The sequence below is a fragment of the Burkholderia sp. 9779_493 genome (assembly GCF_015712215.1).
In the GTDB taxonomy this organism is placed as follows: domain Bacteria; phylum Pseudomonadota; class Gammaproteobacteria; order Burkholderiales; family Burkholderiaceae; genus Burkholderia; species Burkholderia cenocepacia.
Window position 1 is genome coordinate 46551 of sequence record NZ_JACCQA010000034.1, and the last position, 26119, is coordinate 72669.

Consider the following 26119-nt stretch of genomic DNA (forward strand, 5'->3'; position numbering starts at 1 on the left):
ACATGACTCCTACGCTCCATCTGATCCAGAACGTGCTGCTCGGCGTCGTCGCGGTGCTCGCCGCGCTCGCGCTGTTTTCCGCTTACGTGGCCCGGCGCGTGACCCGCGCGTTTCCGCCCGAAGGCCGCTTCGTCGACATCGGCGGCGACCGCATCCACTACGTCGAATACGGCAACGGCCCGCCGATCGTGTTCGTCCACGGGCTCGCGGGGCAATGGCGCAATTTCGCGTACCTGCCGCTCACGCGGCTCGCCCAGCAGCATCGCGTGATCCTGCTCGATCGCCCGGGCGCCGGCCGGTCGCTGCGCGGCGCGGCGTCGCAGGCGAACGTGTTCGCGCAGGCCCGTACGGTCGCCGCATTCATCGACGCGCTGAAGCTCGACAAGCCCGTGCTGGTCGGCCACTCGCTCGGCGGCGCGATCGCGCTCGCGGTCGGCCTCAACCATGCGGACCGCGTGAGCCGGCTCGCGCTGATCGCGCCGCTGTCGCACGAGCAGACCGAGCCGCCCGCGCCGTTCAAGCCGCTGACGCTGCCGTCGCCGCTCGTGCGCCGTTTCGTGTCGTGGACCTTCGCGATTCCGCTGACGATCCTGACGGGCCGCCAGGCCGTGCGCCAGGTGTTCGCGCCGGAAGACGTGCCGCGCGACTTCCCGGTCAAGGGCGGCGGCCTGCTCGGGATGCGCCCGCACGTGTTCTACGCGACGGCGACGGACCTGCTGTCGGCGCCCGTCGACCTGCCCGCGATGGAGCGTCGCTATCCGGAACTCGCGCTGCCGGTCGACGTGCTGTACGGTCGCGCCGATCCGATCCTGAACTGGCGCGAGCACGGCGACGCGCTCGCGAAGAAATCGGCGCGCGTGCGGCTGAAGGTCGTCGAGGGCGGCCACATGCTGCCGGTCACGATTCCCGACGCGACGGCCGACTGGCTGCTCGAAGTCGCCACCGCGCCGGCCGACACGGCCACGCAGACGGTACGCATCGCGTAGATCGCGGCAGCGAAGCGGCGCCTGATCCTGCTTCCCCGCTCCCGCCGCCGGGCAGCCGGCGCCGCGACGGAATCAGGCTTCGTCGTCGGGTATCGACAGTCCGAGATCCGACAGCACCTCGCGCGCGCTGCGAAACGCCTCGACCGCGGCCGGCGCCCCTGCGTACAGCGCGCTGTGCAGCAAGACCTCGCGGATCTCGACGAGGCTCGCGCCGTTGTTGAGCGCGCCGCGAATATGCCCCTTCAACTCCGTGCCGCGGCCGAGCGCCGCCAGCATCGCGCACGTGCACAGGCTGCGCGTCTTCAGGTCGATCCCGCCCCGCTGCCACGTGCTGCCCCACGCATGTTCGTTCAGCCAGTTCTGCAGCGGACGCGAAAATCCGTCGAGGTCGCGCATCGCGCGCTCGACGAACGCCTCGCCCATCACGTCGATCCGCCGCGCCTTGCCGTATTCCCTGTCCTGTTCGCTCATGTCGGTGTCCTGGTGGTTGGAGTCGTGGCCGCTGTCGCGCTGCCGGCGGCCGGGGATGTCGCGCCATGTTCAGCGCGACCGCGCGTTTCGTCAAAGATGCGGCGCTCGGTTCGCGGCCGTTCGCGTCACCGGCGGCCGGACGCTACGTAACATCCTGCCGCGCGTTACGGCGCCTTACGGGAACATCGCAGCCGCGACGTTCGCGCACCGCACGTGCCTGTCGCGCGAAACCGCCTTTCCTCCGTTTAAATCGCGTCGATAGTCCCGATTTCCGCAACAAATTGCGACACCGTTTCGCCAAACATGTCGTGGCGCGGAATTTGCAGAGAAGGCCTGGACACACTTCCAATGTCGAGGCCAACATGCAGAATCTCTTCAAGAAGACGACGGTAACGATGGCCGTCTCGTCACTGCTCGCGCTGTACGGTTGCGGCTCGGTCGATGGACCGACGACCCCGCCGACGATCAAGCCGAGCACGTCCGGGACGAGCGGCACGTCGGGGACTTCGGGTACGTCGGGCGGCGGTTCGTCGGGGACTTCGGGTGGCGGTAGTTCGGGGACTTCGGGGTCGTCGGGGACTTCCGGTACCTCGGGTACTTCCGGCAGCTCGGGTACTTCCGGCACCTCGGGTACTTCCGGCACCTCGGGTACTTCCGGTACGTCGGGCACTTCCGGTACGTCGGGCACTTCCGGTACGTCGGGCACTTCCGGTACTTCGGGCACCTCCGGCACCTCGGGTACTTCCGGTACCTCGGGCACTTCTGGCACCTCGGGTACTTCCGGCACCTCGGGCACTTCCGGTACGTCGGGCACCTCCGGTACGTCGGGTACTTCCGGCACCTCGGGTACTTCCGGCACCTCGGGCACTTCCGGTACGTCGGGCACTTCCGGTACGTCGGGTACTTCCGGTACCTCGGGTACTTCCGGCACCTCGGGTACTTCCGGTACCTCGGGTACTTCCGGTACGTCGGGTACTTCCGGTACGTCGGGTACTTCCGGTACGTCGGGTACTTCCGGTACCTCGGGTACTTCCGGCACCTCGGGCACTTCTGGCACCTCGGGCACTTCCGGCACCTCGGGCACCTCCGGTACTTCGGGCACCTCCGGTACTTCGGGCACTTCCGGTACCTCGGGCACTTCCGGTACCTCGGGCACCTCCGGTACTTCGGGCACTTCCGGTACCTCGGGCACCTCCGGTACTTCGGGCACCTCCGGTACTTCGGGCACCTCCGGTACCTCGGGCACCTCCGGTACTTCGGGCACCTCCGGCACCTCGGGCACCTCCGGCACCTCGGGTACGTCCGGCACGTCGGGCACTTCCGGTACCTCAGGCACGTCCGGCACCTCAGGCACGTCCGGCACCGGCGTCACCCCGCTCGGCAACGTCCTCCAGAAATCCGGCAACCTCGTGACGGCGCTCGGCACGACGGTCGTCAACGGTGGCAGCCAGATCGGCGGCGTGCAGATCCCCGGCACGAACCCGACGACGGCCACCAGTGTCGGCAACGCGGTCGGCAGCCTCGGCAACGGCGTGCAGTCGCTCGGCAACGGCATCGCGGCCGGCCTCGGCTCGATCGGCGTGTCGGCGAACCCGCTCGGACCGACGCTCACGTCGACCACCGGCCTGCTGACGGGCGCCGGCGGCGCGGTCAACAACCTCGGCAATGCAGTGACGAGCCTCGGCACCGGTCCGCTGTCGCCGCTCGCGCCGGCGACGACGCTGGTCGGCAGCCTCGTCAACACGGTCGGCACCGCGGTCAACTCGACCGCCTCGGCGCTGAATACGGCACTGAACAGCTCGCCGGTCCAGCAGCTCGAAACGCAGCTCGGCAAGGTGATCAACCCGATCACGAACACGCTGACCGGCGGCGTCACGACGCCCGGCGCGACGCAGACGCTCGGCGGCGTGACGCTGCTCGGCACCCCGCTCAACGGCCTGTTGAGCACGCTCGGCAACGGTCTCGCGCTTGCGGGCACGAAGGTCGGCGGCGCGACCGACAACCCGGTCGGCACGGGCCTCGGTGGCGTCGTGACGCAGCTCGGCAATACGGTGACGTCGACCGGCGGCCTCGTCCACGACAACAACGCGGGCAGCTCCAGCAGCGGCACGGGCGGCACCAACCCGCTCGCCCCGATCACGGGCCTGCTCGGCACGTTGACGGGCGGCCTCGGCGGCGGCAGCTCGAGCGGGTCGGGCGGCACCAGCGGCACGAGCGGCACCAGCAGCGGCGGCCCGCTCGCGCCGATCACCGGCCTGCTCGGGACGGTGACGGGCGCACTCGGCGGCCTCGGATCGGGCGGCACCAGCGGTACGGGCGGCACGAGCGGGACCGGCGGGACCAGCGGCACCGGTGGCGCAGGGCTCGTCGGTCTGCTCGCACCGGTCACCGGCCTCGTCAACTCGCTGACGCCGCTCGGTGCAAGCCTCACCGGCACCGTCACGACGCCGGGCGGCAACCTGTCCGGCACGCTCGGCGGCGTGCTGACGAGCGGCCCGGTCGGCACGCTCACGGGTGCGCTGGGCACGCCGGCCGGCTCGGCCGGCGCCACCGGCACGGTCAGCCCCGGCGGCGCAGCCGGCACCGTGACGACGCCGGGCGGCAGCGGCTCGGTGGTGACCGGCCTGACCGGCAGCACGGGCGGCGGCGCCGCAGGCGGCACCGGCAACCTGCTGTCGCCGGTGACCAACCTGCTCGGCGGTCTGCTGGGCGCCGGCACCAAGAAGTAAGCTTTAACGCATCACGTACCAGAACGACAGGCCAATGGCCGGGCACACATCGATAAACAGCCCGGCCGACGGCCGGCGTCACCCGCCAAGCGGGGGCGCCGGCCCTCATCCCTACGAGGATCCGATCATGAACTCCACGCTCGACGGCATCGTCGCTGCCCCGGACCGCCCACCCCGTTCCGCCACGCCGTTCCGCGCCGGCCTGCTCGGCATCACGGCCGGACTCTTCGCGCTGTGGATCACGCGCGACCACCCGACCCTCGATGCGGCCACCCGCGCGGTCATCGCGAGCCTCGCGATCATCGGCACGATCGCGCTGCACGAACTCTTCATCTCGCGCGTCTACCTGCGCCCGAGCGCGGGGCTGTCGCGGCAGGCCGTCCGGCCGCTCGGCCTCGGGCGCGTCGCGACGCGGCTCGGCGCGCTGACGTCGATCTACGCGGGCATCGGTGCGATCTACTGGCTGCTGCCCGAATACCACGGCGCGTTCTACCTGCCGTTCTGGTCGCTGCTGCGCTCGCTCGCGCCGTACGTGATCGTCGCCGCGCCGTTCTACTTCGCGTGGATGGACCGCCACCAGCGCGAGACCGACGACGCGTACCTGCTGTGGGGCCGCTTCCTGTTTCGCCGCGAGCAGCCCGCGAGCTGGAAGCCGGTGCGCGAGATGCTGGCCGGCTGGGGCGTGAAGGCGTTCTTCCTGCCGCTGATGACCGTCTACCTGTCGAAGGATGCCGATCACCTGAGCGCGTCGCTCGCGAACGCGATGCACGCGCCGATGACGATCGCGACCTTCGTGTTCATGTACGACCTGTCGTTCACGATGGACCTGATGTTCGGCACCGTCGGCTACCTGTGCACGTTCCGCATCCTCGACAGCCACGTGCGCACCGTCGAGCCGACGACACTCGGCTGGGTGGCCGCGCTGATCTGCTACCAGCCGTTCTGGTCGCTGATCTCGAACAACTACATCCGCTACGAAGGGTCGGTGTTCTGGGACAACTGGCTGCTGTCGGCGCCGACGCTGCGCGTGATCTGGGGCACGGTGATCATCCTGCTGCTGCTGACCTACGCGCTGTGCACGATCTCGTTCGGGCTGCGGTTCTCGAACCTCACCAACCGCGGGATCATCACGTCGGGCCCGTACCGCTTCACGAAGCACCCGGCGTACATCACGAAGAACCTGTCGTACTGGATGGTGTCGGTGCCGTTCGTCGAGCCGCTCGGCTGGCAGATCGGGCTCATGCACTGCGCGGGGCTCGTCGCGGTCAACCTGATCTACTACACGCGCGCGAAGACGGAAGAGCGTCACCTGATGCGCGATCCGGACTATCGCGCGTATGCCGAATGGATCGCGCAGCACGGCTTGTTCGCGCGGATCAGGCAGACGTTCGGCGGGCGGCAGGCGGTGTGACGGAGCGGCCGGGGCGGCCGCCATGCCGCTCCGGTCCCTCGCGTGGGTGTCGGATCGGTCGCGGACTTCGCATCCGCAACGACACTGTTGCACGCATGCTCTCCGGCGCTGGGCGATGCGCTTTCGCGTGGATCGCCCGAACGTTTGAGCGCTCCCATGCGGCCAATTGTCGCGAAACAGCGCGATTCTCCGCTTTTCGTCGCTTTTCTCCCCCAGTCCGATTGCCCGCCCCCGACGCGTCGCGTATGGTGCTGGCCGTCCGCGCACGATCCGTCGCCGGACCCCGACCGTCGTCCCGCACGACGGCCGTGCGGGCCGTGCCCGCCGCTCACCGTCTCCGCGACGCCGCCCGCCGGCGCCGCGCATTCATGAGGAAAGAGGCGTGATCCACAAAGTCCTGATCCTGTTCGCACTCTGCATCGCGGGCCTCGCCGCGATCGCCGCCGGTTTCCAGCACATCCCCAGCTGATGCGCGGCCCCGGCTCGCTTCGCCGAGCCCGGGGGCCGCTTCCCTTTCCGCTTCCCCGTTGCCATGCACTCCTTTCTCGATGCGCCCGAGACGGGCGCCTTTCGCCATGCGTATCGACGTACAGCATTCCCAGCACGACATCGACGACGAACTCGACACCCTTTATGAACGCCTCCACCAGCCGGGCCATCGCCTGCACGGCCTGCCGGGCGTCGCGCTCGGCCGCTCGGGCCTGGTCGTCCGCCATCGCGAAGCGGACGGCGAATACTTCCTGTATGTCGAGGATCTGGCCGCGCGCCAGCTCGCCGGCTACACGGTGTTCAACCGCCTGCCCGAAATCCCGCGCCGCGCGGACCGCTACCTGCGCGCGCCGCACACGCGGCTGCGCGGCTCGGCGCAACGCAAGGGCCTCGCGACGACGCTGTACCGTTGGGGGCTCGACGCGGGCCTGTGCCTGATCAGCGGCGCGCGCCAGTCGGTCGGCGCCGCGCGGTTGTGGACGGCGCTCGCGCAGCACTACCGGCACGGCTTCGTCGATGTCGAAGGCCGCGCGCTGCGCTATCTCGGCGATACCGTTGCCGACGACGTGCACGGCGCACTGCATACGCGGCGGCTGTTGCTCGGGAGCGGCTGGGGCATCGGAGAATTCGCGCAGGCGGCCGGGATGAGCGACGCGGCGCGAACGCCGATGCGATAATCCGCCGAGCCCGCGCGACGCGCCGGCTCGCCCCGCCAATCGAAACGCCCTGCGATGACCATCGATCCCCGAACCGACGTCGGCCGCCCGCTCGACATCGTCGCGCTGTGCGGCAGCCTGCGCGCGCAGTCGTACAACGCGGCACTCCTCGACGCAGCCGCGCTCGTTGCCCCGCACGGCATGCGCATCGCGCGCTTCGATCGTCTCGGCGCATTCCCGCTGTTCAATCCCGATGCCGAATACCCGACGCCCGCCGCGGTGCGCGACCTGATCGACCGCCTGAACGCGGCCGACGGCGTGCTGATCGCGAGCCCGGAATACGCGCACGGCATATCGGGCGTGATGAAGAATGCGCTGGACTGGGTCGTGGGATGCGAGGCCGTCGTGTACAAGCCGGTCGCGGTATTGAACGCGTCGCCGCGCGCGACGCATGCGGACGCGGCGCTGCGCGAAACGTTGTCGGTGATGTCGGCGCGCATCGTCGAGCCCGCCTCGATCGCGCTGCCGATCCTCGGAAGCCGGCTCGACGCGGCGGGCATCGCCGCGCATCCGCCGTTCGCATCGGCGCTCGTCGACGCATTGCACGCGCTGCGCGCGGCGATCGCCGAGTCGGCGCCAGGCCGCTAAGTACCCCGCACGCCTGCCCCCTGGGGCGTCGCGTTATCGCGCCTTGGTGCGCGTCGTCTTTCTCGCCGGTTTGGCCGCCTTCGCACGCGGCGCTTCCTTCTCGGGCTGCGCGCCGCCGCCGGCGAGATCCTCGAGCCATGCGAGCGCATCGACGTACGACAGGAACTGCTGCAGATAGTCCGGCGACAGCTCGCGCATCGTCGCGAGCGAGCGGTGCACGAGGCTGTTCGAATTAAGCGGCCCGGCGTTGCGCGGCACCTGGTCGAGCGACTGGCGGTATTGCTGTTCCGTGCGGACTTTCGACCACATCGTGCGGAAGTAGTCGACCAGTTCGGGATCGAGCCCGCGCCGGTCCGCTTGCGGATCGCGCGCGAGCCCTTCGACGAGCGCGGCCAGCGCGCCGCGCGCGGGCCTGCTCGTCGCGGCTTGCCCCGTCTCGCGCGTGACTTCGGCATCGTCGTCGGCGCGCGCGACGAGCGCCGCAAACCCGTCGATCAGCGTCGCCAGCCGCGCGTCGAGCAGCGCGCGTGCCGCGCCGTCGAGCACGGCCGCGCGCCGTTCGAGCGCATCGATCCGGTGAAACCGCACGGGATCGAGCCGGTCGGCGCCCTGCTCGCGCCAGGCGTCGAGCGTCGCGCGCACCTGCGTCGCGTCGTCCGTCACTTTGCGTTGCCTCCGTTCGACGCCGACTTGCGCGGCACCGGTGCGATTTCCACGCGGCGGTTCTTCGCGCGGCCTTCATCGTCCGCATTCGAGCTGACCGGCTGTTCGGAACCGAACGCGGCCGCGAACACCGACGACGCCGGCACGCCGGCATCGATCAGCGCGCGCGTGACCGTCAACGCGCGCTTGGCCGACAGTTCCCAGTTGTCCGCGAACAGGCGGTTGCCGGCGTGTACCTGCTGGTCGTCCGCGAAGCCGCTGACCATCAGGATCTCGTCACGGGTCTTCAGATAGGTGGCGAGCGGTACGGCCAGCGTCTTCAGCAAATCACGGCCCGCGGGCTGCAACTGGTCGGAGTTCAGCGCGAACAGCACGTTGCCGCTGATGCCGATGCGCCCGTTCACGAGCGTCACGCGGCCGGCCGCGAGCGGCCCGGCGAGCGCCTGTTCGAGCGACTTGCGCTGCTGCGCCTCGAGCTGGCGCGCGCGCACCGCTTCCTCGAGCTTCGACGTGAGCTGGAGCTGCATGCCGATCACGCCGACGAGGATCAGCACGAACGCGCCGAGCAGCACCGACATCAGGTCGGCGAACGCGGGCCATACCGGCGCCGATTGCGCGCCGCCGTCGATTTCGTCGTGCATGCGTTACGCTCCGACAGGCGCTCGCCGGCCGGCGAGCTGCTGCAGGTCTTCGACGATCTGCTTCTGCGACATCACGCTCAGGTCGATCACTTCGCGCGCCTGCGCGACGTAGTATTCGAGCTGCTCGTCGCTGCGCGCGAGCGATTTCTCGAGCGCGGCCTCGATGCGCTGCAGATGGGTCAGCAGCTTGTCGTTCGATTCGCCGAACACCTGCACGGCCATCCCGAACGCGTCGCCGAGGCTCGCCACTTCGACGGCGCCGGCCGTGACCTGCGCGGCCACCGAATCGAGCTTGCGCGTTTCGGCCTCGACGGTGTCGTTGAAGCGCGCGCCGACGCGATCGAGCAGATCGGCCGACGTGCTGACGAGCGCGTCGATCGCGGCGCGCTGTTCGGTCGACGCGTGGTTGACCGCACCGAGCAGCGTCTCCAGCGTCGCGAGCAGGCGGCTGCGTTCCTCGAGCATCGCGGTGTCGCGCACCATGCTGTCGGACAGGCGCTGACGCAGCTCGGCGACGACGTCGGCCGCGGCCTTCGGCGCTTCCGACGCGGCCTGCACGAGCCGCGCGATTTCGTTGATCGTGTCGCTCGCGTGAACCTGCGCCTGTGCGGTGATGTCGTTCGCGGTGCGGGTCAGCGTGTCGCAGATGTCCTGATGGCGCGCCGCGGCCTGCGCGCTCGTCTGCGCCCATTCGTCACGCAGCGCGGCGGCCATCGCGGCGAGCGAATCGTTCCACGCGGCGAGGCGGGCTTCGTCGCGCGCGGCCAGTTGCGATTGCAGGCCAGTGTGCGATTCGCGAATCGTCGTCAGCAGATCGTTCGAGCGTTGCTCGAACGTCGACGCCTGTGCGGCGAGATCGCGCGTCGTTTGCGCGAGGGCGTCGCAGATTTCCTGCTGGCGGCCGGCGCTGTGCACGCCTGCGCGCTGCCATTCATCGCCCAGCTTCGCGGCCATCGCGGCCAGCGAGTCGCTCCATGCGGACAGACGTGCTTCGTCGCGTGCAGCCAGTTGCGATTGCAGACCGGTGTGCGAATCGCGGATCGTCGTCAGCAGATCGTTCGAGCGTTGTTCGAACGTCGACGCCTGCGCGGCGAGGTCGCGCGTCGTTTGCGCGAGGGCGTCGCAGATTTCCTGCTGACGGCCGGCGCTGTGCACGCCTGCACGCTGCCATTCGTCGCCCAGCTTCGCGGCCATCGCGGCCAGCGAATCGTTCCATGCGGACAGACGTGCTTCATCGCGTGCGGCCAGTTGCGATTGCAGGCCGGTGTGCGACTCGCGGATCGTCGTCAGCAGATCGTTCGAGCGTTGTTCGAATGTCGATGCCTGTGCCGCGAGGTCGCGCGTCGTTTGCGCGAGGGCGTCGCAGATTTCCTGCTGACGGCCGGCGCTGTGCACGCCAGCACGCTGCCATTCATCGCCCAGCTTCGCGGCCATCGCGGCCAGCGAATCGTTCCATGCGGACAGACGTGCTTCATCGCGCGCGGCCAGTTGCGTCTGCAACCCTGCGTGCGACTCGCGCATCGCGGCGAGCGTCGCGGCCGAATGGCGCTCGAACGTCGCGGCGGCTTCGCCCAGCGCGCGCGCATGCTGGCCGGCCAGCGTCTCGCCGACCTGCTCCTGGCGCGCCAGCGCGTCGCGCCACGCGTCCGACAGGCGGCCTTCGGTCGATTCGAGGCGCGTCGCGACACCATCGAGCAGATCCGACGAACGCTGCGCGAACGTGTCGGTGAACTGGCCGAGCGTCGTCTGCAACTGCTGCGCGACGGCGTCGCCCGCGCGACGCTGTTCGTCGAGCGCGCGATTCCACACGGCCGTCACGTTGCCGGTGGTCTTCTCGAAGCCGTCCGTCAGCCCGTCGAGCTGACGCTGCACCGCGCCCGTCACGGTGTCGCGCAGCGCGGCCATCTCCTGCGCGAGCCCCGTCATCGTCGCGGCGACGACCGGCTGCAGCGCGGCGCCGGCCACGCGCGCGCTTTCGGCGGCGCTCTCCTTCAGCGCGTCGCCGACGTTCGACGCCAGGCCCGCGTACGCCCGCTCGGTCCGGTCGAAAAACGCCTGCTGGCTTTCGAGCTGGCGATCGTGCAGCGCGACGCTGCGCGCCTCGAGCGTCGTCATCATCGTCTGCAGCCGGTCGACCAGCGCCGGCATCACGTCGGCCTGGCGCTGCAGCAGCCGGAACGATTCGTCGCGCTGGTGCGCGGACGAATGCACGCGCAGCGTCGTCGCGATCTTCGCGTCGAGCTGGTGGGCCGCATCGATCCGCTCGCGGCGCACGAGCGCGGACAGCAGCCCGAGCATCGCCGAGGTGGCCACACCGGCGATCGACGTGCCGAACGCGAACCCGAGCCCCTTCACCGGCGCGATCAGCGACGCGCGGATCGCATCGAGATCGGTCGCGCTCTCGAGCGCGGCGCCCGTGCCCTTCAGCGTGACGACCATCCCGAGCAGCGTGCCGAGCATCCCGAGCAACACCAGCAGGCCGACGAGGTAAGGCGTGAGCGCCGGGCCCGGCAGCGCGACGCGCGCGCCTTCGACCCGGGCGCGCACCGCGCCGCGCAGGCCCGGATGCAGCGTGTCGAGCCACGGGTCCAGCTTCGCGGGCGGCTCGGTCAGGCCGGCGACCGCGTGCGACAGCGTGGCGGTCGCCTGCCGGTAGCGCAGCAGTTCCCATGCGCCGGCGACGTAGCACGCGCCGATCAGCAGCGTGACGGCCGCCGCCAGCGGGCTCGACGCGACATAGCCGGCACCGATCCAGCCCACAGCGAGCAGACCGGCGACGAAGACAACGAGATCAAGGCGAATTCTGGACATAGCGTGTTGATTAGCAGGTGCGAAGGGCCGCGAGCAGCCCGTCTACCGTTTGAAACCGGACTTCGAGTTCGGCAAGCAGGATGCTTTGCATCTCGTCGCGAAACGTATCGAGCCATGCGCCGGGCACGATCGCCGCGACGGTCGGGATGTCGGCCGCCGCCGCGCCTTCATCGGCCGCAGTGGCGGCATCGGGCGCATCGGAACCGGCGGCCGCAGCAGCGGCGGATTCGGCGTCGGCCAGCGCCTGCCGCTCCGCGTCGCGCAACCGCGCGAAGCGCGTGCCGAGCAGCGCGGGCACGGCCGACAGCAGGCTGCGCTCGCGCGCGCCGAGCACGCGCTCCATGATCGTGTCGAGCGTCGCGAGCCGCGCCATCCCGGACGAGCGCGCGGCGAGCGCGACCCGCAGGCGGCCACGCAACTGGCCGATCGCCGTTTCCATGTCCTGCTGCAGGGTCAGATAACGCTGGCGGAAGTCCGCGAAATCCGCCGTATCGGCCGCCGGCGGCGGCAGGTCGCCCGGCCGGCGCCGCATCCGCGGCCGATTGCCGGCCGTGATCGCCTGCGCGAGGTCGTGGCGCACGCGCGCGCAGTCGCGCTCCGCGTCGTAGCCGCGCACGCCGGCCGCGACGCCCGGCGGGCTCGCATTCAGCGCGGACGACAGCGTGATCGCGTCGGTCCAGCCGAGCCACTGGCTCAGCCGGTCGGACAGCGTTTGCCGGGATTCCGCGACGTCGGCATCGGCCAGGCGCGCGAGCAGCCGGACGAGCGTCGGACCGCTCAACGCCGGGCGCGGAGATGCTTGCACCATGCTGCAAACCGTCAAAAAAGGCAGCAGTTTACACGTCGTCGGCCGGTCGACCGCCAGAATCGGGGAAGCGGCGCCGTCCGGCGCGCCGGGTGACACACGCGAACGCCCGTCGTGCAAGGCTCGGCGTGGGATGGTGGCGGTCGGGAAACACGGTCGGCGGCGGCCGGCGAGCGGCCGCGCCATCGGTAAGCGATGCGTCGGCGGGCCGCCGACGCGTACTCGGGCGGGCGACCCGGCCGGTCTCGCCGGTTCGCGCCGACGGCCCGCGACGGCCATGACCGCCGCCGCGCGCGCCGACGCGGATCAGCAATGACAGCGCTCAGATCCCCGCTTTCGGCGCATTCAGGATCAGCCGCAGCCCGAGCAGCGTGATCGCGCCGGCCGCGATGCGGTCGACCCACTTCTTCGCGCGCAGGTAGAGTTCGCGCGGCCGGCGCGTCGAGAAGCACAGCGCGACGAGCGTGTACCAGCCGAACTCGACCGAGAACACGAGCGGCGGCAGCACGAGATAGCACCACAGCGGCGGATGCTGCGGGAGCAGCGCCGCGAAGATGCTGCCGTACCAGATCGCCGTCTTCGGGTTGCTGAGCTGGGTCGTGAGGCCCGTCAGGAACGACTTGCGCGCGCTGCCGCCGGCCATCGCCTGCGGATCGTCCATCGCGATCGGCCGGTCGGCGCCGCGCCAGATCTTCGACGCCATGTAGATCAGGTAGGCGCCGCCCGCGACCTTGAGGCCCACATACAGCCATTCGACGGCCTGCAGCAGCGTGTACAGCCCGGCCAGCGCGACGCCGCCGAACACGATGCCGCCGATGCCCATGCCGAGCGCGGTGGCCAGCCCGTCGCGGCGCGACAGCCCGATCGAGTTGCGGGCCACCAGCACGAAGCTCGGGCCCGGAATCATCGCGCCGAGAAACAGCGCAGCCAGGATGGCGAGTACGGCAGCCGATGCGGTCATCGAAGTCTCCTTGGTCAGCGACGCCGCTGCGCCGGCGCCTGCGTGTCGTTTCCGACGGTCGAGCCGCTGATTCTGGCACGCTTCGCGCATCGCCGAAAGCGGCCGTGCGCTGCTGTGCTGGCCCTCTTTCCCGTCATCACGCGCCACCCATGATCGAGATCCGCGCCGCCCGCTATCCCGACGATGCCGCCGCCGTCGAAGGGATCTTTCGCGAGTACGTCGCGAGCCCGACCGTCAGCCTTGAATTCCAGGACTACGAGCCCGAAATTGCCGCGCTGCCCGGGAAATACGCGGCGCCGCGCGGACGGCTGCTGCTCGCGTGGCGCGGCGAGCGCGTGGTCGGCTGCGCGGCGTTCCGCGAAATCGACGCGGCGACCTGCGAGATGAAGCGCGTGTACGTACGGCCCGAGGCGCGCGGGCTGAACGTCGGCCGCCAGCTCGTCGAACGGCTGCTGCACGACGCGAAGGCGGCCGGTTACGCGCGCATGTGCGTCGACGTGCTGCCCGAATTCGTCGCCGCCCGGCAACTGTATGCGTCGCTCGGCTTCACGCCCGCGCCGCCCGTCGCGTTCAATCCGGTGCCGGGCACGGACTTTCTCGGGCGCGATCTGTAACGCCGCGCGACTGATCCCCTTTTCTCCTTTCGATCGGACCGCCCGCCATGCGCGCTCTTCGCCTTGCTGCCCTGCTGCTCCCGCTGCTCGCCGCGCTCCCGCTCGGCGCCCGCGCCGACAGCCTGCCGAAATCGATCGCCGCGCAACTGCCGGCCGGCTACCAGCCGTTGATCACGCACGCCGGCCCCGATCTCGACAACGGGCGGCACAGCTTTCTGGTGGTCGTGCATCGCGCGGTCGATACGCGCGACCAGCCGTCGCCGCGCCCGCTGCTGATCTACGAGGAACAAGCCGACCGCACCTACCGTCTCGCGGCCCGCAACGACCAGGCCGTGCTGCGCGCCAACGACGGCGGCCAATGCGATCCGTTCGATCCCGACGATGCGGGCGACAACGGCTTGGCGGTGAAGGGCCGCTATTTCACCGTGCAGAACGTCGTCGCGTGCGGCCAGCACTGGACCGACTACGTCACGTTCCGCTACGACCCGCGCACGCACGGCTGGCTCTTTTCGAGCCAGATCGTCACCGAATCGTTTCCGCTCGACGACCAGCCCGACCACGTCACCGTGACGCGCGCCGACGCGCACCGGCCGGTGTCGTTCGGGCAGTGGACGCGCAAGGACTAGACGCCGCCCGCGGCAGTGCCGTTTTTCAATACGACGCGTCGTCCGGGCGCCGCTCGCGGCCCCCGGCCAACCGGTCTACCATAGGCGCTCGTCGCCCGCGGGCGACCGCCGGCACGGCATGCGGCTTGCGCCCGCCCCTTTCCTCGTTGCACCCGCACAGGAGGACGTCATGACGCAACACTTCGATGCGATCGTCATCGGCACCGGCCAGGCCGGGCCGCCGCTCGCCGCGCGCCTCGCCGGGGCCGGCATGAAAGTCGCGATCGTCGAGCGCGGCCGCTTCGGCGGCACTTGCGTGAACACCGGCTGCATCCCGACCAAGACGCTGATCGCGAGCGCATACGCCGCGCAGCTCGCACGGCGCGCCGGCGAGTACGGCGTGTCGGTCGGCGGCCCCGTCACCGTCGACATGAAAGCCGTGAAGGCGCGCAAGGACCAGATTTCCGGCCGCTCGAACCACGGCGTCGAGCAATGGGTGCGCGGCCTCGACAACACGACCGTCTTTCAGGGTCATGCCCGGTTCGAACGCCCGAACGCGGTGCGCGTGGGCGATGACGTACTCGAAGCCGAACGCATCTTCATCAACGTCGGCGGACGCGCGCAGGTGCCCGCGATGCCGGGCCTCGACTCGGTGCCGTACCTGACCAACTCGACGATGATGGACGTCGACTTCCTGCCCGATCATCTGGTGATCGTCGGCGGCAGCTACGTCGGGCTCGAATTCGGCCAGATGTACCGGCGCTTCGGCTCCAGGGTCACGATCATCGAGAAAGGCTCGCGCCTGATCCGCCGCGAGGACGAAGACGTCTCGCAGGCCGTGCGCGAGATCCTCGAAAAGGAAGGGATCGACGTGCAGCTCGACGCGAACTGCCTGAGCGCGCGCCGCGACGGCGACGGCATCGTGGTCGGCCTCGACTGCGCGGGCGGCGGCCGCGAGGTCGCGGGTTCGCACCTGCTGCTCGCGGTCGGGCGCGTGCCGAACACCGACGATCTCGGGCTCGACCGCGCGGGCGTCGACACCGACGCACGCGGCTACATCACCGTCGACGACCAGTTGCGCACCAACGTGCCCGGCATCTGGGCGCTCGGCGACTGCAACGGGCGCGGCGCGTTCACGCACACTTCGTACAACGACTACGAGATCGTCGCGGCCAACCTGCTCGACGACGATCCGCGCAAGGTGTCCGACCGGATCATGGCCTACGCGATGTACATCGACCCGCCGCTTGGCCGCGTCGGCATGACGCTCGCGGAAGCGAAGCAGACGGGCCGCCGGCTGCTGGTCGGCACGCGCCCGATGACGCGCGTCGGCCGGGCGGTCGAGAAAGGCGAAAGCCAGGGCTTCATGAAGGTGATCGTCGATGCGGACAGCCATGCGATTCTCGGCGCGTCGATCCTCGGCGTGACCGGCGACGAAGTCGTGCACGGGATCCTCGACGTGATGACCGCCGGCGCGCCGTACACGACGATCAGCCGCGCGATGCATATCCACCCGACCGTGTCGGAGCTGGTGCCGACGCTGCTGCAGGATCTGCATCCGGTCGAATGACGCACGGCAGGCGGGCGGCCGCGCATCCGGTTCCATCGGTGTGCGAAGATGGCCGCTCGCCACGCCATCCGGGAACGCCATGGACCGCCTGCAAACGATGCAGATCTACGTACAGATCGTCGAACGCGGCAACTTCACGCAGGCCGCCGACGCGCTGCAGTTGCATCGGCCGGCCGTCACCAAAGCCGTGCAGCAGCTCGAACAGGAGCTCGGCGTGCGGCTGCTGAACCGCAGCACGCGCCGCGTCAGCGTGACGGCCGAAGGCGAGGCATTCCATGCGCGCTGCGTGCAGTTGCTCGGCAGCATCGACGATGCGTTCGCGTCGTTCCCGAAGCAACGCGCGGTGCCGAAGGGCCGGCTGCGGATCGACGTCGCCCTCGCGCTCGCGAAGACGATCGTGATTCCGGCGCTGCCCGACTTCCAGCAGCGCTATCCGCAGATCGAGCTCGTGCTCGGCGCGAGCGACCAGCCGGCCGACCTGATCGGCGAAGGCATCGACTGCGTGGTGCGGGTCGGGACGCTGAAGGATTCGAGCATGGTCGCGCGCACCGTCGGCGCGGTGCCGATGGCCACATGCGCGTCGCCGGCCTATATCGCGCGCCACGGCTTGCCGCGTACGCTCGACGATCTGCGGATGCATCGCGCGGTCAACTTCTTCACCGGCCGCAACCGCCGCGTGCTCGAATGGACGTTCCGCCCGCACGGCGACACCGTCGCGGTGAAGCTCGCGAGCAGCCTGCTCACCGACAACTCGGAAGCATTGCTGTCGTGCGGGCTCGCCGGTCTCGGCATCGTGCACGCGTTGCGGCCCGCGCTGCAGCCGAGCATCGACTCGGGCCAGCTGGTCGAGCTGCTGCCCGGCGTGCCGGCCGTGCCGAAGCCGGTGTCGGTGCTGTACCCGAACCGCGCGCATCTGCCCGACAAGGTGCGCGCGTTCATCGACTGGCTGACCGAGCTGTTCGCGCGGCGTTATCCGGCATAAAACAGGTTCGCATTGATTGTTATTCGTCAAATAACAATCAATGATCCGGCCGCGCGTTTATCCGGTGCGGATGCCCGCCTACGATGCTGCTTCATCGACACCCGTTCATCGAAGGAGCGCTCCATGACCCGCATCGTCCGTTTCCACCGCATCGGCGGCCCCGACGTCCTGCAGATCGACAGCGTCGACGTGCCCGCGCCGGGCCCCGACGACATCCAGCTGCGCGTGAAGGCGATCGGCGTCAATCGTGCGGAAGTCATGTTCCGCAGCGGCGAATACACGTTCATGCCGCGCTTTCCGGCATCGCTCGGCTACGAGGCGTCGGGCGTGGTCGCGGCGGTCGGCCGCAACGTGACGGCGTTCGCGGAAGGCGACGCGGTGAGCGTCGTGCCGGCCTTCTCGTTCGCCGACTACGGGATGTACGGCGAAGTGGTGAATGTACCGGCGCGTGCGGTGGTCAAGCATCCGGACAACCTGTCGTTCGAGGAGGCGGCCGCGACGTGGATGATGTTCGTGACGGCCTACGGCGCGCTGATCGAACTTGGCGGGCTCCAGCGCGGCGAGGCGGTGCTGATCGGCGCCGCGTCGAGCAGCGTCGGGCTGGCCGCGATCCAGGTGGCGAATCGGGTCGGCGCGGTGCCGATCGCGCTGACGCGCGGCGAAGCGAAGCGCCAGGCGCTGCTCGACGCCGGCGCGCGGCACGTGATCGTCGGCAGCCCCGCCGACCTGCCGCGGCAGGTGGCGGAACTCACGGGCGGCGTCGGCGCGCGCCTCGCGTTCGATCCGGTCGGCGGCCCCGACGCGGCGAACCTGCTGCGCGCGCTGGCCACCCACGGCACGTTCTTCCAGTACGGCGCGCTCGATACGCGCGACATCCCGGTGCCGGTGATGGACCTGCTCGCGCGCCACCTTACGCTGCGCGGCTACGAGCTGTTCGAGATCACCGGCGATGCGCGGCGGCTCGAACGCGCGAAGCGCTTCATCGTCGACGGGCTCGCGGCCGGCACGCTGAAACCGCGGATCGATCGCACGTTCGCGTTCGACGACATCGTGGACGCGCACCGCTACATGGAAGCCGGTGCGCAGGTCGGGAAGATCGTCGTCACGGTGTGAGCGGCTGTCCGAGCCGCACCCATGGCGAGCGGCGCGCGCCGCTCGTCAGCTTTCGAAATACCGCGGCCGGTCGATATCGGCCAGCAACTTCGGCTGCGTCGGCGCCCAGCCGAGCGATGCCCGCGTGCGCTCGCTGGTTGCGGGCGCATCCATCCCCGCAAATCTCGCGAACCAGCCGAAGTGCTCGCCGGCTTCCGCCGCCGACTTCGCGACGACCGGCACGTTCAGCCGCCGCCCGATCACCTCGGCGATCGCGCGGAACGGCACGCCCGTATCGTCGACCGCGTGATAGCGCGCGCCGGCTGCGCCGCGCTCGATCGCGAGCCGATACACGCGCGCCGCGTCGAGCCGGTGCACGGCCGGCCAGCGGTTCGCGCCGTCGCCGATGTACGCCGACACGCCCTTCTCCCTCGCGAACGCAATCAGGTGCGGCACGAACGCGTGATCGCCGTCGCCGTGCACGGACGGCGGCAGCCGCACGACCGACGCGTGCACGCCGCGCGCTTCGAGCGCGACCGCCGTCGCTTCGGACGCACGCGGATAATTTTCCGACACCGGCACGTGCGGATCGTCCTCCGTCGCCGCGCGGCCGGGCGCGACGAGCGCAAGGCCCGACGTGACGATCAGCGGCCGCGCCGAACCGACGAGCGCCGCACCGATCGTCTCGATCGCGCGGCGGTCGAGTTCGCAGTTCTGCGCAAAACGCGAGAAGTCGTGATTGAATCCCGTGTGGATCACCGCATCGGCGGCTTCGGCGCCGCGCGTGAGGCTGTCGAGATCCTCGAGCGACCCGCGATGGACGTCGGCGCCGGCCGCGGCAACCGACGCCGCGGCCGCGTCGGAGCGCGCGAGCCCCAGCACCGAGTGGCCGGCGGCCACGAGTTCGGCCACGACGGCCGAGCCGACGAAGCCCGACGCTCCCGTAACAAAGACACGCATGTTCAGCACCTCCGGATGAAATGGAGGCTTACTATCTGCCGATGGCCGCGCGCGGTGAAGTCGTGACGGTTTACCGGTAAACGAACTAACAGGATATGGCTGACGCCCCCGACAACCTGCTCGGCGCGTACCTGCGGGACCGCCGCGAAAAACTCAACCCGGCCGCGCTCGGGCTGCCGGCCACGCGCCGCCGCACGCCGGGCCTGCGGCGCGAGGAAGTCGCGCAGCGCGCACACGTGAGCGTCGCGTGGTACACGTGGCTCGAACAGGGGCGCGGCGGCGCGCCGTCGGCCGACGTGCTCGACCGGCTCGCCCGCGCGCTGATGCTCAACGAGGCCGAACGCGAGCACCTGTTCCTGATCGGCCTCGGCCACCCGCCCGAGGTACGCTATCACGCGCCGGCCGGCGTGACGCCGCGCCTGCAGCACGTGCTCGATTCGCTCGACGCGAGCCCCGCGATCATCCGCACCGCGACGTGGGACGTCGCCGCGTGGAACGACGCGGCGGCCGCGACGCTCACCGACTATGCGACGCTCCCGCCGGCCGCGCGCAACATCCTGCGGCTGATCTTCGTCGACGCGGGCGTGCGCCATGCCCAGTCGGACTGGGAGCGCGTCGCGCGGTTCGCGGTTGGCGGGTTTCGTGCGGACGTCGCGCGCAGCGGCGCGACGCAGGCCGTGCAGGCGTTCGTCGACGAGATGCGCGCGACCAGCGCCGAATTCGACGCGATGTGGCGCGACCACGATATCCGTACGCACGAAGAAGCCACGAAGGAGATCCGCCATCCGCGAGCCGGCCGGATCGCGCTCGAACATTCGACGTTCTCGGTTACCGGCCGCCCGGACCTGAGCCTCGTGATCTTCACGCCGGCGACGCCGGCCGACCGCGCGCGGATCAGGGAACTCGTCGCGGCGCGCGAACGGGCCCGCGCAACGCAGGCGCCGGCCGCGTGACCTCACTCGCTTTCCCAGGAGCCTGATTCAGGACGACACGTATCGGCGGATCACGAGGCAGACCTCGTCGTTCGATATCCACCACTGACGAACGCGCGCGAAAAACGTAAAGGGGCGTCGCGCACGAATGCGCGACGCCCCTTTGTTCGTTCACGGAAAAGCGCCGGCTACGCGGCGCGCTGCAGCAGGTCCGTGGCGAACGACTTCGCGTGCGCGACGGCTTCCTGCGCGTCGCCGAATACGCCTAACTGATCCCAGTGCTCCTCGGCCGCGTAGGTGCCTTTCACGGCGAGCGCCCGCTGGACGCTCAACTGCGCCGCGTATCGGCCGTCGTCCAGCGGCCTGGCCGTCGCGACCACCTTGTGCGGCGGGCTCGCCCGCTCGGGCTGAACCAGCTCGACAGGGCCGCTGAGCGTGCCGATGTTCATCAACTCGTTTCTGGTGTTGCAGTCCGGGCAGTAGAAGCACCAGCCGGCGCCCTCCTGATGGTGCCTGACCTGCCCGCGAGCCAGCACGGCACGACATTCAACGTTTTCGCAGATGAACGGCATCGCAGTCTCCGGAGTTGTTTGACGGAAATCCTAGCATGTCCGACGGCGGTCAACCATCGGCATCCGCATGATTGCCGTGCTGGCAGTTTCGGCTGGTTACGGAGGCCCGGTCAGGCAAGCGTCGGCGCCTTTCGCTGCGCTGCAAAATCGGCGCTTTTTCCCGCATCGGGAAGCCGCCTGCAGGACCGCGACGGTCGCCGGTTGGCCGGCGACGATGCGGCTGCTCGACATCACCCGGGATAAACTGTCGGCCCGATACCGAACCGAGAGAAGCCACATGTTGATCCGCGTTGCGACCCTGGCCGACGCCGTCCCGCTTGCCGAATTGAAGCGCGATACGTTTCGCGAAACCTTTCTGCAGGACGGATTCGGCATCGACTACCCGCCACACGATCTGGCCGAATACGAAGCCCGGACTTACTCGGTGGCAGCGATCACCGAACAGCTCGCCGACCCGCAACGCCGCACATGGGTCGCGGAAGGCGACGACGGCACGCTGGTCGGATATGCGCACGCAGGGCCGTGCAAGCTTCCGCATCCGGACGTGGCGGACGGCTCGGGCGAAATCCATCAGATCTACCTTCGACGCGGCACACAAGGTACCGGCGCCGGACGGGCGTTGTTCGACGCCGCGCTCGAGTATCTTGCCGCGACGCGCTCCGGCCCGGTATGGCTCGGCGTGTGGTCAGGCAATGCGAAGGCCATCGCGTTCTACGAGAAGGTGGGCTTCAAGCGGGTCGGCACGTACGATTTCAAGGTCGGCGCATCGACCGATCTCGAGTTCATCTACCGTCGCTGAGCATCGCTTTCCGTCGGCATCGCATCAGCGCGGCGCAAACGAATACAGTCGATCGAAGGCGGCGTAAACGACGTTTTTCCCTCGTTTCAAGTCAAACGACACAATTCTAGGGTTCCCGGTAAAATTCGCCATTCCGGGGTTCTCGGTCAATTGCTTCGTCATGCATCGCATTGGATTTTTCGTTTGCCGTGGCTACGACGCGCTCGATCTTGGCGGCCCGCTGTCGGCCTTCAATCAGGTGGCCACGGCCGCCGGCCATACGCCCTACGCGCTTCACGTCATCTCGCCAACCGGCGGCCCGATTCCCGGCAATACCGGCCTTTCGATCGACACGAAGCCGATCGGAAGACGCGCGTTCGACACCGTCGTGTTCGTCGGCGGCGATATCGCGCCGATGCAGACCTCGGACAATATCGCCGCGGCCAAAAAACTGGCCGCCAAGGCGTCGCGGGTGGCAAGCGTGTGCACGGGCGCGTTCCTGCTTGCCGAAACCGGCTCGCTGGACGGTTTGAGAGCCGCGACGCACTGGCGATACGCGGCGCAATTGCAGTCGCGTTTCCCTCGCACGCGGGTCGACGGCGACAGCATCTATGTCGTCGATGGCCGCGTCTGGACGTCGGCGGGTATTGCCTCCGGCATCGACTTGGCGCTCGGCATGATCGAACGGGACATGAGCGCGGAGATCGCGCGCGAGGTCTCGCGGCTGCTGGTCGTTCCGTATCGGCGGCCCGGCGGGCAGTCGCAATTCTCCGCGATGTCGCAGATGGAGCCGGAATCGGATCGCATCCGCATTGCGCTGAATTTCGCCCGCGAACATCTGGCCGAAGCGTTGCCGGTCGAACGGCTCGCCGATGCCGCCAGCCTGAGCGTGCGACAGTTCGGCCGCGCGTTTCGCCGGGAAACCGGTGAAACGCCGGCGCGGGCCGTCGAGCGTTTGCGCGTCGAAGCCGCAAGGCTGCGCCTGCAGGGCGGCAGCGAACCGATCGAACAGATTGCGCTGGCGGTGGGATTCACCGATCCCGAACGGATGCGCCGAGCGTTCATCAAGCTGCACGGGCATCCGCCGCAAGCGATTCGACGCGAGAGCAGAACGAACGCAGCGCGCTGATCGAGCGCTGCCGATCAGCGCGCTGCGTGGCCCGCTTCCCGCTAACCGGCGATGGGCGCGTGGGCACGTCGCGCGTCCTTTCGCCGGACGTCGACGATCGTCAATCCTTGACCGGCGGGTAAGCGTTCCACATGTCGCGATGCAGCTTCCACACGCCGCCCTGCTTCAGAAAGACGAGCGTCTGCTTGGCGCGGACCTTCAGCTTTCCATCACCGTCGCGAACCTCCGCATCCGACACCTCCGTCACGACCCGCTCATTGCCGTAGAACTCGTAATGGCTGAACGATACAGTGCCGGGTTTCGATCCGGCATACCCGTTGGTGAAGTACTCGGTGATCGCGCGGCGGCCCGTGACTTTATCGCCTCCCGGCGGCAAGAGCGCGCCGTCGTCGGTATAGAGGCGGCCGATCGCGTCGTAATCCCCTCGCGCAAAGGCATCCGCCCATCGCGCGTTTTCGGCCTTGATGGCCGCCGCGGGCGGGCGTTGCGAACCTGCGGCGAGCGCCGGCGTCGCGAGTGCGAAAAAGGACACGCAGGCTGCAAACGCAGCCGTACACGGATGGATCTGTCGCATCGAGTGATTTCCGAATAGGGTTAGAATTGAAGAGGCAGGCAACCCTGCACGGGTCGCCGGCAAACGTGTCAGCGAACGCCGGGGATGCGTGCGAGGCCCTTCGATGCGCCCGGCAGCTTCTTGTCGACCATCGCGACGAGTTCGGGCCGTGCATCGCTCGGATGACCGGAGTGGAACGGCGGAGCGGGATCGTATTCGATCACGAGTTGCGTGTATTCGGCGGCCGGCTGGCCGCGCAGCTTCGCCGCCACGCGCAGCGCGAAGTCGATGCCCGCCGTCACGCCGCCACCGCTCATGAAGCGGCCGTTGTCGTCTTCGACGAAGCGGTCGGGAACGGGAATCGCGCCGTATTCGGCCAGCTTGTTGACGAACGCCCAATGGCACGCGCTGCGCTTGCCCTCGAGCACGCCCGTCGCGGCGAGCACGAGCGAGCCGTTGCACACCGACGTCACGTGTTTCGCCCTTTCCGCCAGACGCCGGATCTGCGCCTGATACGCCGGACGCATCGGCGCCGACAAATCGGACCCGCCGGGCACGAGGATCACGTCGGTCTTGTCGATATCGGCCAATCGCTCGGTCTTCCCGTACACGACGCCGAATTCGAGCGTCACGTTGCCGCCATCGAGGCTCGCGTAGCGAACGTTCGTATTCGGCAGCCGGTGAAAGATTTCGCTGGGGCCCGCGAAGTCGAGCAGCGTGCCGCCGTCGTAATTGACGATCAGGATGTCGAGCGGCTCGTTCGGCGCAGGCGCGGCGTGCCCGAGCAACGCGCTGCCGCCCAGCACGGCGCCGAGGGTAGCGGCGCTGCCGAACTTCAGGACATCGCGGCGGGAACGGCCTGCCCGTGTGAGTGGCCCGGTGGGCGCATGGTTGTCGCTACTGTCGGTCAAGATGATTGCTCCTTGCACTTCGGCCCATGGGCGAGCGCAACCCCGCCGGGCCGGATGAAATAACCGCCACGGCGAACCGCGCGGCGGACGTGAAATCGGGAGGGGAACGCGCCGGGACGACCTACCGGGCTCGGGAAACGTGACGCACGGGCTTAAAGCTGCGACGCGCCGCCATCGACGACCAGCTCGGTGCCGACGACGAACGACGATTCGTCGCTGGCGAGATAGAGCGCGGCGTAGGCGATGTCGTCCGCGTTGCCCATGCGGCCCACCGGAATCGCTTCGGCGAATTCGGCCTTGCGGGCGCGCACCCATTCGGCGGGCTTGCCCCATTTCGAGAGCAGCGGTGTGTCGATCGCGCCGGGCGCGATCGCGTTGAAGCGGATCTTCCGGTCGAGAAATTCGCACGACCAGCTGCGAGCCAGCGATCGCACGGCGGCCTTCGCTGCGGCGGTCAACGAGATGCCATGCTTGCCGGTCTGCGCGACGAACGAGGTATTGAGGATCACCGACGAACCTTCGCGCAAGTACGGCAGCGCCGCCTGAAGCGTGAACACCACGCCCTTGACGTTGACGTCCATGATGTCGTTGTAGAGCGTGTCGTCGATGTCGTCGACGGCGGACGGGAACGCCCAGCCCGCGTTGGCGAACACGACATCGAGGCCGCCGAACGTGTCGTTGATCTCGGCTGCAATCGCGCGCATGTCGTCGAGCGACCGTACGTCGCCCTTGAGCACGATCGCATGCTCGCCAAGCTCTGCCTTCACCCGCTCGAATACGGCCTCGTCGCGCCCCGTCACCGCGACGCGCGCGCCTTCTGAAATGAACAGCTTCGCGGTGGCCAGACCAATGCCGCTGGTGCCGCCCGTGATCAATGCCGATTTGCTCTTGAGTCGCATCTTCCGTTCCTTTTCATGTCGTGATTGATCAGGCCGGATATGCGACGCGTCATTGCGTTTGTGTGCGGACTCCGGCTTGCTCGTTCATGTGAAGTATGGAACGGGACGTATATGGCTCAAAGGTCGTATAACCCTCGAAAAACGCCATTCGATCCGAACGTATCGCGCGCTCGCGGCGCCACACGCGCAAGCCCGCAAGAAAAACGAAAGCGCGCGAGTCCGCCGGACCCTGCGCGCCTTGATCGGACGTGCATGGCTTGCGCAAGCAAGCCGATGAAACGGCAACGCGCGACACTCGCTAGACGGTTTTCCCCGATAGCCCGTGCATCGGCCGCCGCAACGCGGCGTCGAACGGATTGGTGCGCGGGCCGATCGCGTCGGCCTGGCGTCGCAGCAGTTCGACGACCATCGGCATCCGGTCGTCGCCGAGCCGCGACGCGAGCGTGCCGACGCTCAGCGCGCCGACCGGATAACCGGTGCGGTCGAGGATCGGCACCGCGACGCCGGCCATCCCGTCGAGCACGCCGCTATTGCGGCCCGCGTAGCCGAGTTGCCGCACGCGTTCGATCTCGGTGCGCAGATACACCTCGTCGAGCACGCCGTAGCCGCGAATGCGCGGCACGTTGAAGCGGATCACCTCCTCGCGTTCGGCTTCGGGCAGGAACGCGAGGATCGCGAGGCTGCCCTGTCCCACACCGAGCGCGATGCGCCCGCCGATGTCGCCGGTAAACGAGCGGATCGGAAACGGCCCTTCGCACAGGTCGAGACACACGGCGTCGAAACCGCTTTTCACGAGCAGGAAGATCGTCTCGCCGAGGCTCGCGCACAGCCGCAGCAACGCTGGACGGCACAGCGTGCGCATGCTGCTCGGGTTGCCGGCCTGCGCGGCGAGCGCGAAGAAGTCGACGCTCAGCCGGTACAGCTTCGACTGCTCGTCCTGTTCGACCATCCCTTCGGCGATCAGCGATTGCAGGATCCGGTGCGCGGTGCCCTGCGTGAGGCCGACGGCCTTCGCAAGATGCGTGACGCGCACGCCGTCCTGCTGCATGCCGGCCAGCGCGCGCAGGATCGCGAACGCACGCTGCAGCATGCCGGTACCGGGCGCGCCGGCCGGCTCGACCGCATCTGCCGCGTCGACGACGCCCTCGTCCGGGCGCGGCGTGCGCGCGGCCGGCGACGTTCCGGGCGAATGGGGTTCCTGCATGCCGGCTCTCCTCGACGATTTCATTGAACGGAATAGGGTAGCCGCCA

General features: G+C 69.1%; 26 protein-coding genes. 14 read left to right on the forward strand and 12 right to left on the reverse strand.

Annotation, left to right across the window (positions count from 1 at the left end; genetic code table 11):
• Positions 1–2: 2 nt before the first annotated feature.
• Entirely contained in the window at positions 3–986 is a 984-nt protein-coding gene (locus H0X95_RS27950; protein WP_059722475.1) for an alpha/beta fold hydrolase, read from the forward strand.
• Between the two features lie 72 nt (positions 987–1058).
• On the opposite strand, the gene H0X95_RS27955 is transcribed toward H0X95_RS27950, so the two are convergent.
• The gene (locus H0X95_RS27955) at positions 1059–1457 is read right to left on the reverse strand and encodes a carboxymuconolactone decarboxylase family protein (protein ID WP_006486153.1); all 399 of its coding nucleotides are present in this window, start codon (positions 1455–1457) and stop codon (positions 1059–1061) included.
• A 362-nt stretch (positions 1458–1819) separates the two neighbouring features.
• Here H0X95_RS27955 and H0X95_RS27960 point away from each other — a divergent pair, with 362 nt between their 5' ends.
• From H0X95_RS27960 to H0X95_RS27975, 4 genes are all read left to right on the forward strand, one after another.
• On the forward strand, positions 1820–4186 hold the full coding sequence (locus H0X95_RS27960; protein WP_154641178.1) for a collagen-like triple helix repeat-containing protein: 2367 nt from the start codon (positions 1820–1822) through the stop codon (positions 4184–4186).
• A gap of 127 nt (positions 4187–4313) precedes the next feature.
• Positions 4314–5597, forward strand: coding sequence for an isoprenylcysteine carboxylmethyltransferase family protein (locus tag H0X95_RS27965; protein WP_059722472.1), 1284 nt, complete (start codon positions 4314–4316; stop codon positions 5595–5597).
• Positions 5598–6172: 575 nt separating this feature from the next.
• Positions 6173–6763, forward strand: coding sequence for a hypothetical protein (locus H0X95_RS27970; RefSeq protein ID WP_006485515.1), 591 nt, complete (start codon positions 6173–6175; stop codon positions 6761–6763).
• A 54-nt stretch (positions 6764–6817) separates the two neighbouring features.
• Positions 6818–7390 (forward strand): NADPH-dependent FMN reductase, encoded by a 573-nt coding sequence (locus tag H0X95_RS27975; RefSeq protein WP_059722470.1) that lies wholly within the window; start codon positions 6818–6820, stop codon positions 7388–7390.
• Positions 7391–7423: 33 nt separating this feature from the next.
• Here the strand turns inward: H0X95_RS27975 and H0X95_RS27980 are convergent, their stop codons facing one another.
• Genes H0X95_RS27980 through H0X95_RS27995 form a run of 4 tightly spaced genes read right to left on the reverse strand, consistent with a single transcriptional unit; the run spans position 7424 to position 12313 of the window.
• Positions 7424–8053 (reverse strand): DUF2894 domain-containing protein, encoded by a 630-nt coding sequence (locus H0X95_RS27980; protein WP_034202712.1) that lies wholly within the window; start codon positions 8051–8053, stop codon positions 7424–7426.
• Positions 8050–8694, reverse strand: coding sequence for an OmpA family protein (locus H0X95_RS27985; protein ID WP_006491235.1), 645 nt, complete (start codon positions 8692–8694; stop codon positions 8050–8052). Before H0X95_RS27985 ends, H0X95_RS27980 begins: the two co-directional genes overlap by 4 nt.
• A gap of 3 nt (positions 8695–8697) precedes the next feature.
• Positions 8698–11505: a DUF802 domain-containing protein gene (locus H0X95_RS27990; protein ID WP_196446300.1), complete on the reverse strand. Its 2808-nt coding sequence runs from the start codon at positions 11503–11505 to the stop codon at positions 8698–8700.
• A 10-nt stretch (positions 11506–11515) separates the two neighbouring features.
• Positions 11516–12313 (reverse strand): DUF3348 domain-containing protein, encoded by a 798-nt coding sequence (locus H0X95_RS27995; RefSeq protein ID WP_059722467.1) that lies wholly within the window; start codon positions 12311–12313, stop codon positions 11516–11518.
• Between H0X95_RS27995 and H0X95_RS28000 the strand changes: the two genes are divergently transcribed.
• Complete coding sequence (locus H0X95_RS28000) at positions 12312–12626, forward strand: hypothetical protein (RefSeq protein WP_154641177.1); 315 nt, start codon at positions 12312–12314, stop codon at positions 12624–12626. The genes H0X95_RS27995 and H0X95_RS28000 overlap by 2 nt on opposite strands.
• Positions 12627–12632: 6 nt before the next feature.
• Here the strand turns inward: H0X95_RS28000 and H0X95_RS28005 are convergent, their stop codons facing one another.
• On the reverse strand, positions 12633–13271 hold the full coding sequence (locus H0X95_RS28005) for a LysE family translocator (RefSeq protein WP_059722712.1): 639 nt from the start codon (positions 13269–13271) through the stop codon (positions 12633–12635).
• 149 nt (positions 13272–13420) lie between these two features.
• Here H0X95_RS28005 and H0X95_RS28010 point away from each other — a divergent pair, with 149 nt between their 5' ends.
• The 5 genes from H0X95_RS28010 to H0X95_RS28030 all read left to right on the forward strand — a co-directional run bounded on the left by H0X95_RS28010 (position 13421) and on the right by H0X95_RS28030 (position 18155).
• Complete coding sequence (locus H0X95_RS28010; protein WP_059722465.1) at positions 13421–13885, forward strand: GNAT family N-acetyltransferase; 465 nt, start codon at positions 13421–13423, stop codon at positions 13883–13885.
• Between the two features lie 47 nt (positions 13886–13932).
• Entirely contained in the window at positions 13933–14511 is a 579-nt protein-coding gene (locus tag H0X95_RS28015) for a hypothetical protein (RefSeq protein WP_059722463.1), read from the forward strand.
• Between the two features lie 169 nt (positions 14512–14680).
• Positions 14681–16060 (forward strand): FAD-containing oxidoreductase, encoded by a 1380-nt coding sequence (locus H0X95_RS28020; protein ID WP_006485924.1) that lies wholly within the window; start codon positions 14681–14683, stop codon positions 16058–16060.
• Positions 16061–16139: 79 nt separating this feature from the next.
• Entirely contained in the window at positions 16140–17042 is a 903-nt protein-coding gene (locus H0X95_RS28025; protein WP_059722461.1) for a LysR family transcriptional regulator, read from the forward strand.
• 123 nt (positions 17043–17165) lie between these two features.
• Positions 17166–18155, forward strand: coding sequence for a zinc-dependent alcohol dehydrogenase family protein (locus H0X95_RS28030; RefSeq protein ID WP_059722459.1), 990 nt, complete (start codon positions 17166–17168; stop codon positions 18153–18155).
• Between the two features lie 45 nt (positions 18156–18200).
• Here H0X95_RS28030 and H0X95_RS28035 read toward each other — a convergent pair whose 3' ends face one another.
• Positions 18201–19094 carry an SDR family oxidoreductase gene (locus tag H0X95_RS28035; protein WP_006485917.1) on the reverse strand — a complete coding sequence of 298 codons (894 nt, stop codon included), beginning with the start codon at positions 19092–19094 and terminating at the stop codon, positions 18201–18203.
• A 95-nt stretch (positions 19095–19189) separates the two neighbouring features.
• Here H0X95_RS28035 and H0X95_RS28040 point away from each other — a divergent pair, with 95 nt between their 5' ends.
• Complete coding sequence (locus tag H0X95_RS28040) at positions 19190–20047, forward strand: helix-turn-helix transcriptional regulator (protein WP_059722457.1); 858 nt, start codon at positions 19190–19192, stop codon at positions 20045–20047.
• 167 nt (positions 20048–20214) lie between these two features.
• Here the strand turns inward: H0X95_RS28040 and H0X95_RS28045 are convergent, their stop codons facing one another.
• Complete coding sequence (locus H0X95_RS28045) at positions 20215–20598, reverse strand: hypothetical protein (protein ID WP_011548356.1); 384 nt, start codon at positions 20596–20598, stop codon at positions 20215–20217.
• A gap of 67 nt (positions 20599–20665) precedes the next feature.
• Here H0X95_RS28045 and H0X95_RS28050 point away from each other — a divergent pair, with 67 nt between their 5' ends.
• Complete coding sequence (locus H0X95_RS28050) at positions 20666–21397, forward strand: GNAT family N-acetyltransferase (protein ID WP_227746312.1); 732 nt, start codon at positions 20666–20668, stop codon at positions 21395–21397.
• Positions 21398–21557: 160 nt separating this feature from the next.
• Positions 21558–22505, forward strand: coding sequence for a GlxA family transcriptional regulator (locus H0X95_RS28055; protein WP_006485916.1), 948 nt, complete (start codon positions 21558–21560; stop codon positions 22503–22505).
• A gap of 100 nt (positions 22506–22605) precedes the next feature.
• On the opposite strand, the gene H0X95_RS28060 is transcribed toward H0X95_RS28055, so the two are convergent.
• The 4 genes from H0X95_RS28060 to H0X95_RS28075 all read right to left on the reverse strand — a co-directional run bounded on the left by H0X95_RS28060 (position 22606) and on the right by H0X95_RS28075 (position 26072).
• Entirely contained in the window at positions 22606–23079 is a 474-nt protein-coding gene (locus H0X95_RS28060; RefSeq protein ID WP_059722453.1) for a YybH family protein, read from the reverse strand.
• Positions 23080–23147: 68 nt separating this feature from the next.
• Entirely contained in the window at positions 23148–23969 is an 822-nt protein-coding gene (locus H0X95_RS28065) for a DJ-1/PfpI family protein (protein ID WP_059722451.1), read from the reverse strand.
• 152 nt (positions 23970–24121) lie between these two features.
• Entirely contained in the window at positions 24122–24868 is a 747-nt protein-coding gene (locus tag H0X95_RS28070; RefSeq protein WP_059722449.1) for an SDR family oxidoreductase, read from the reverse strand.
• 298 nt (positions 24869–25166) lie between these two features.
• Complete coding sequence (locus tag H0X95_RS28075; RefSeq protein ID WP_006485919.1) at positions 25167–26072, reverse strand: IclR family transcriptional regulator; 906 nt, start codon at positions 26070–26072, stop codon at positions 25167–25169.
• Positions 26073–26119 lie beyond the last annotated feature (47 nt).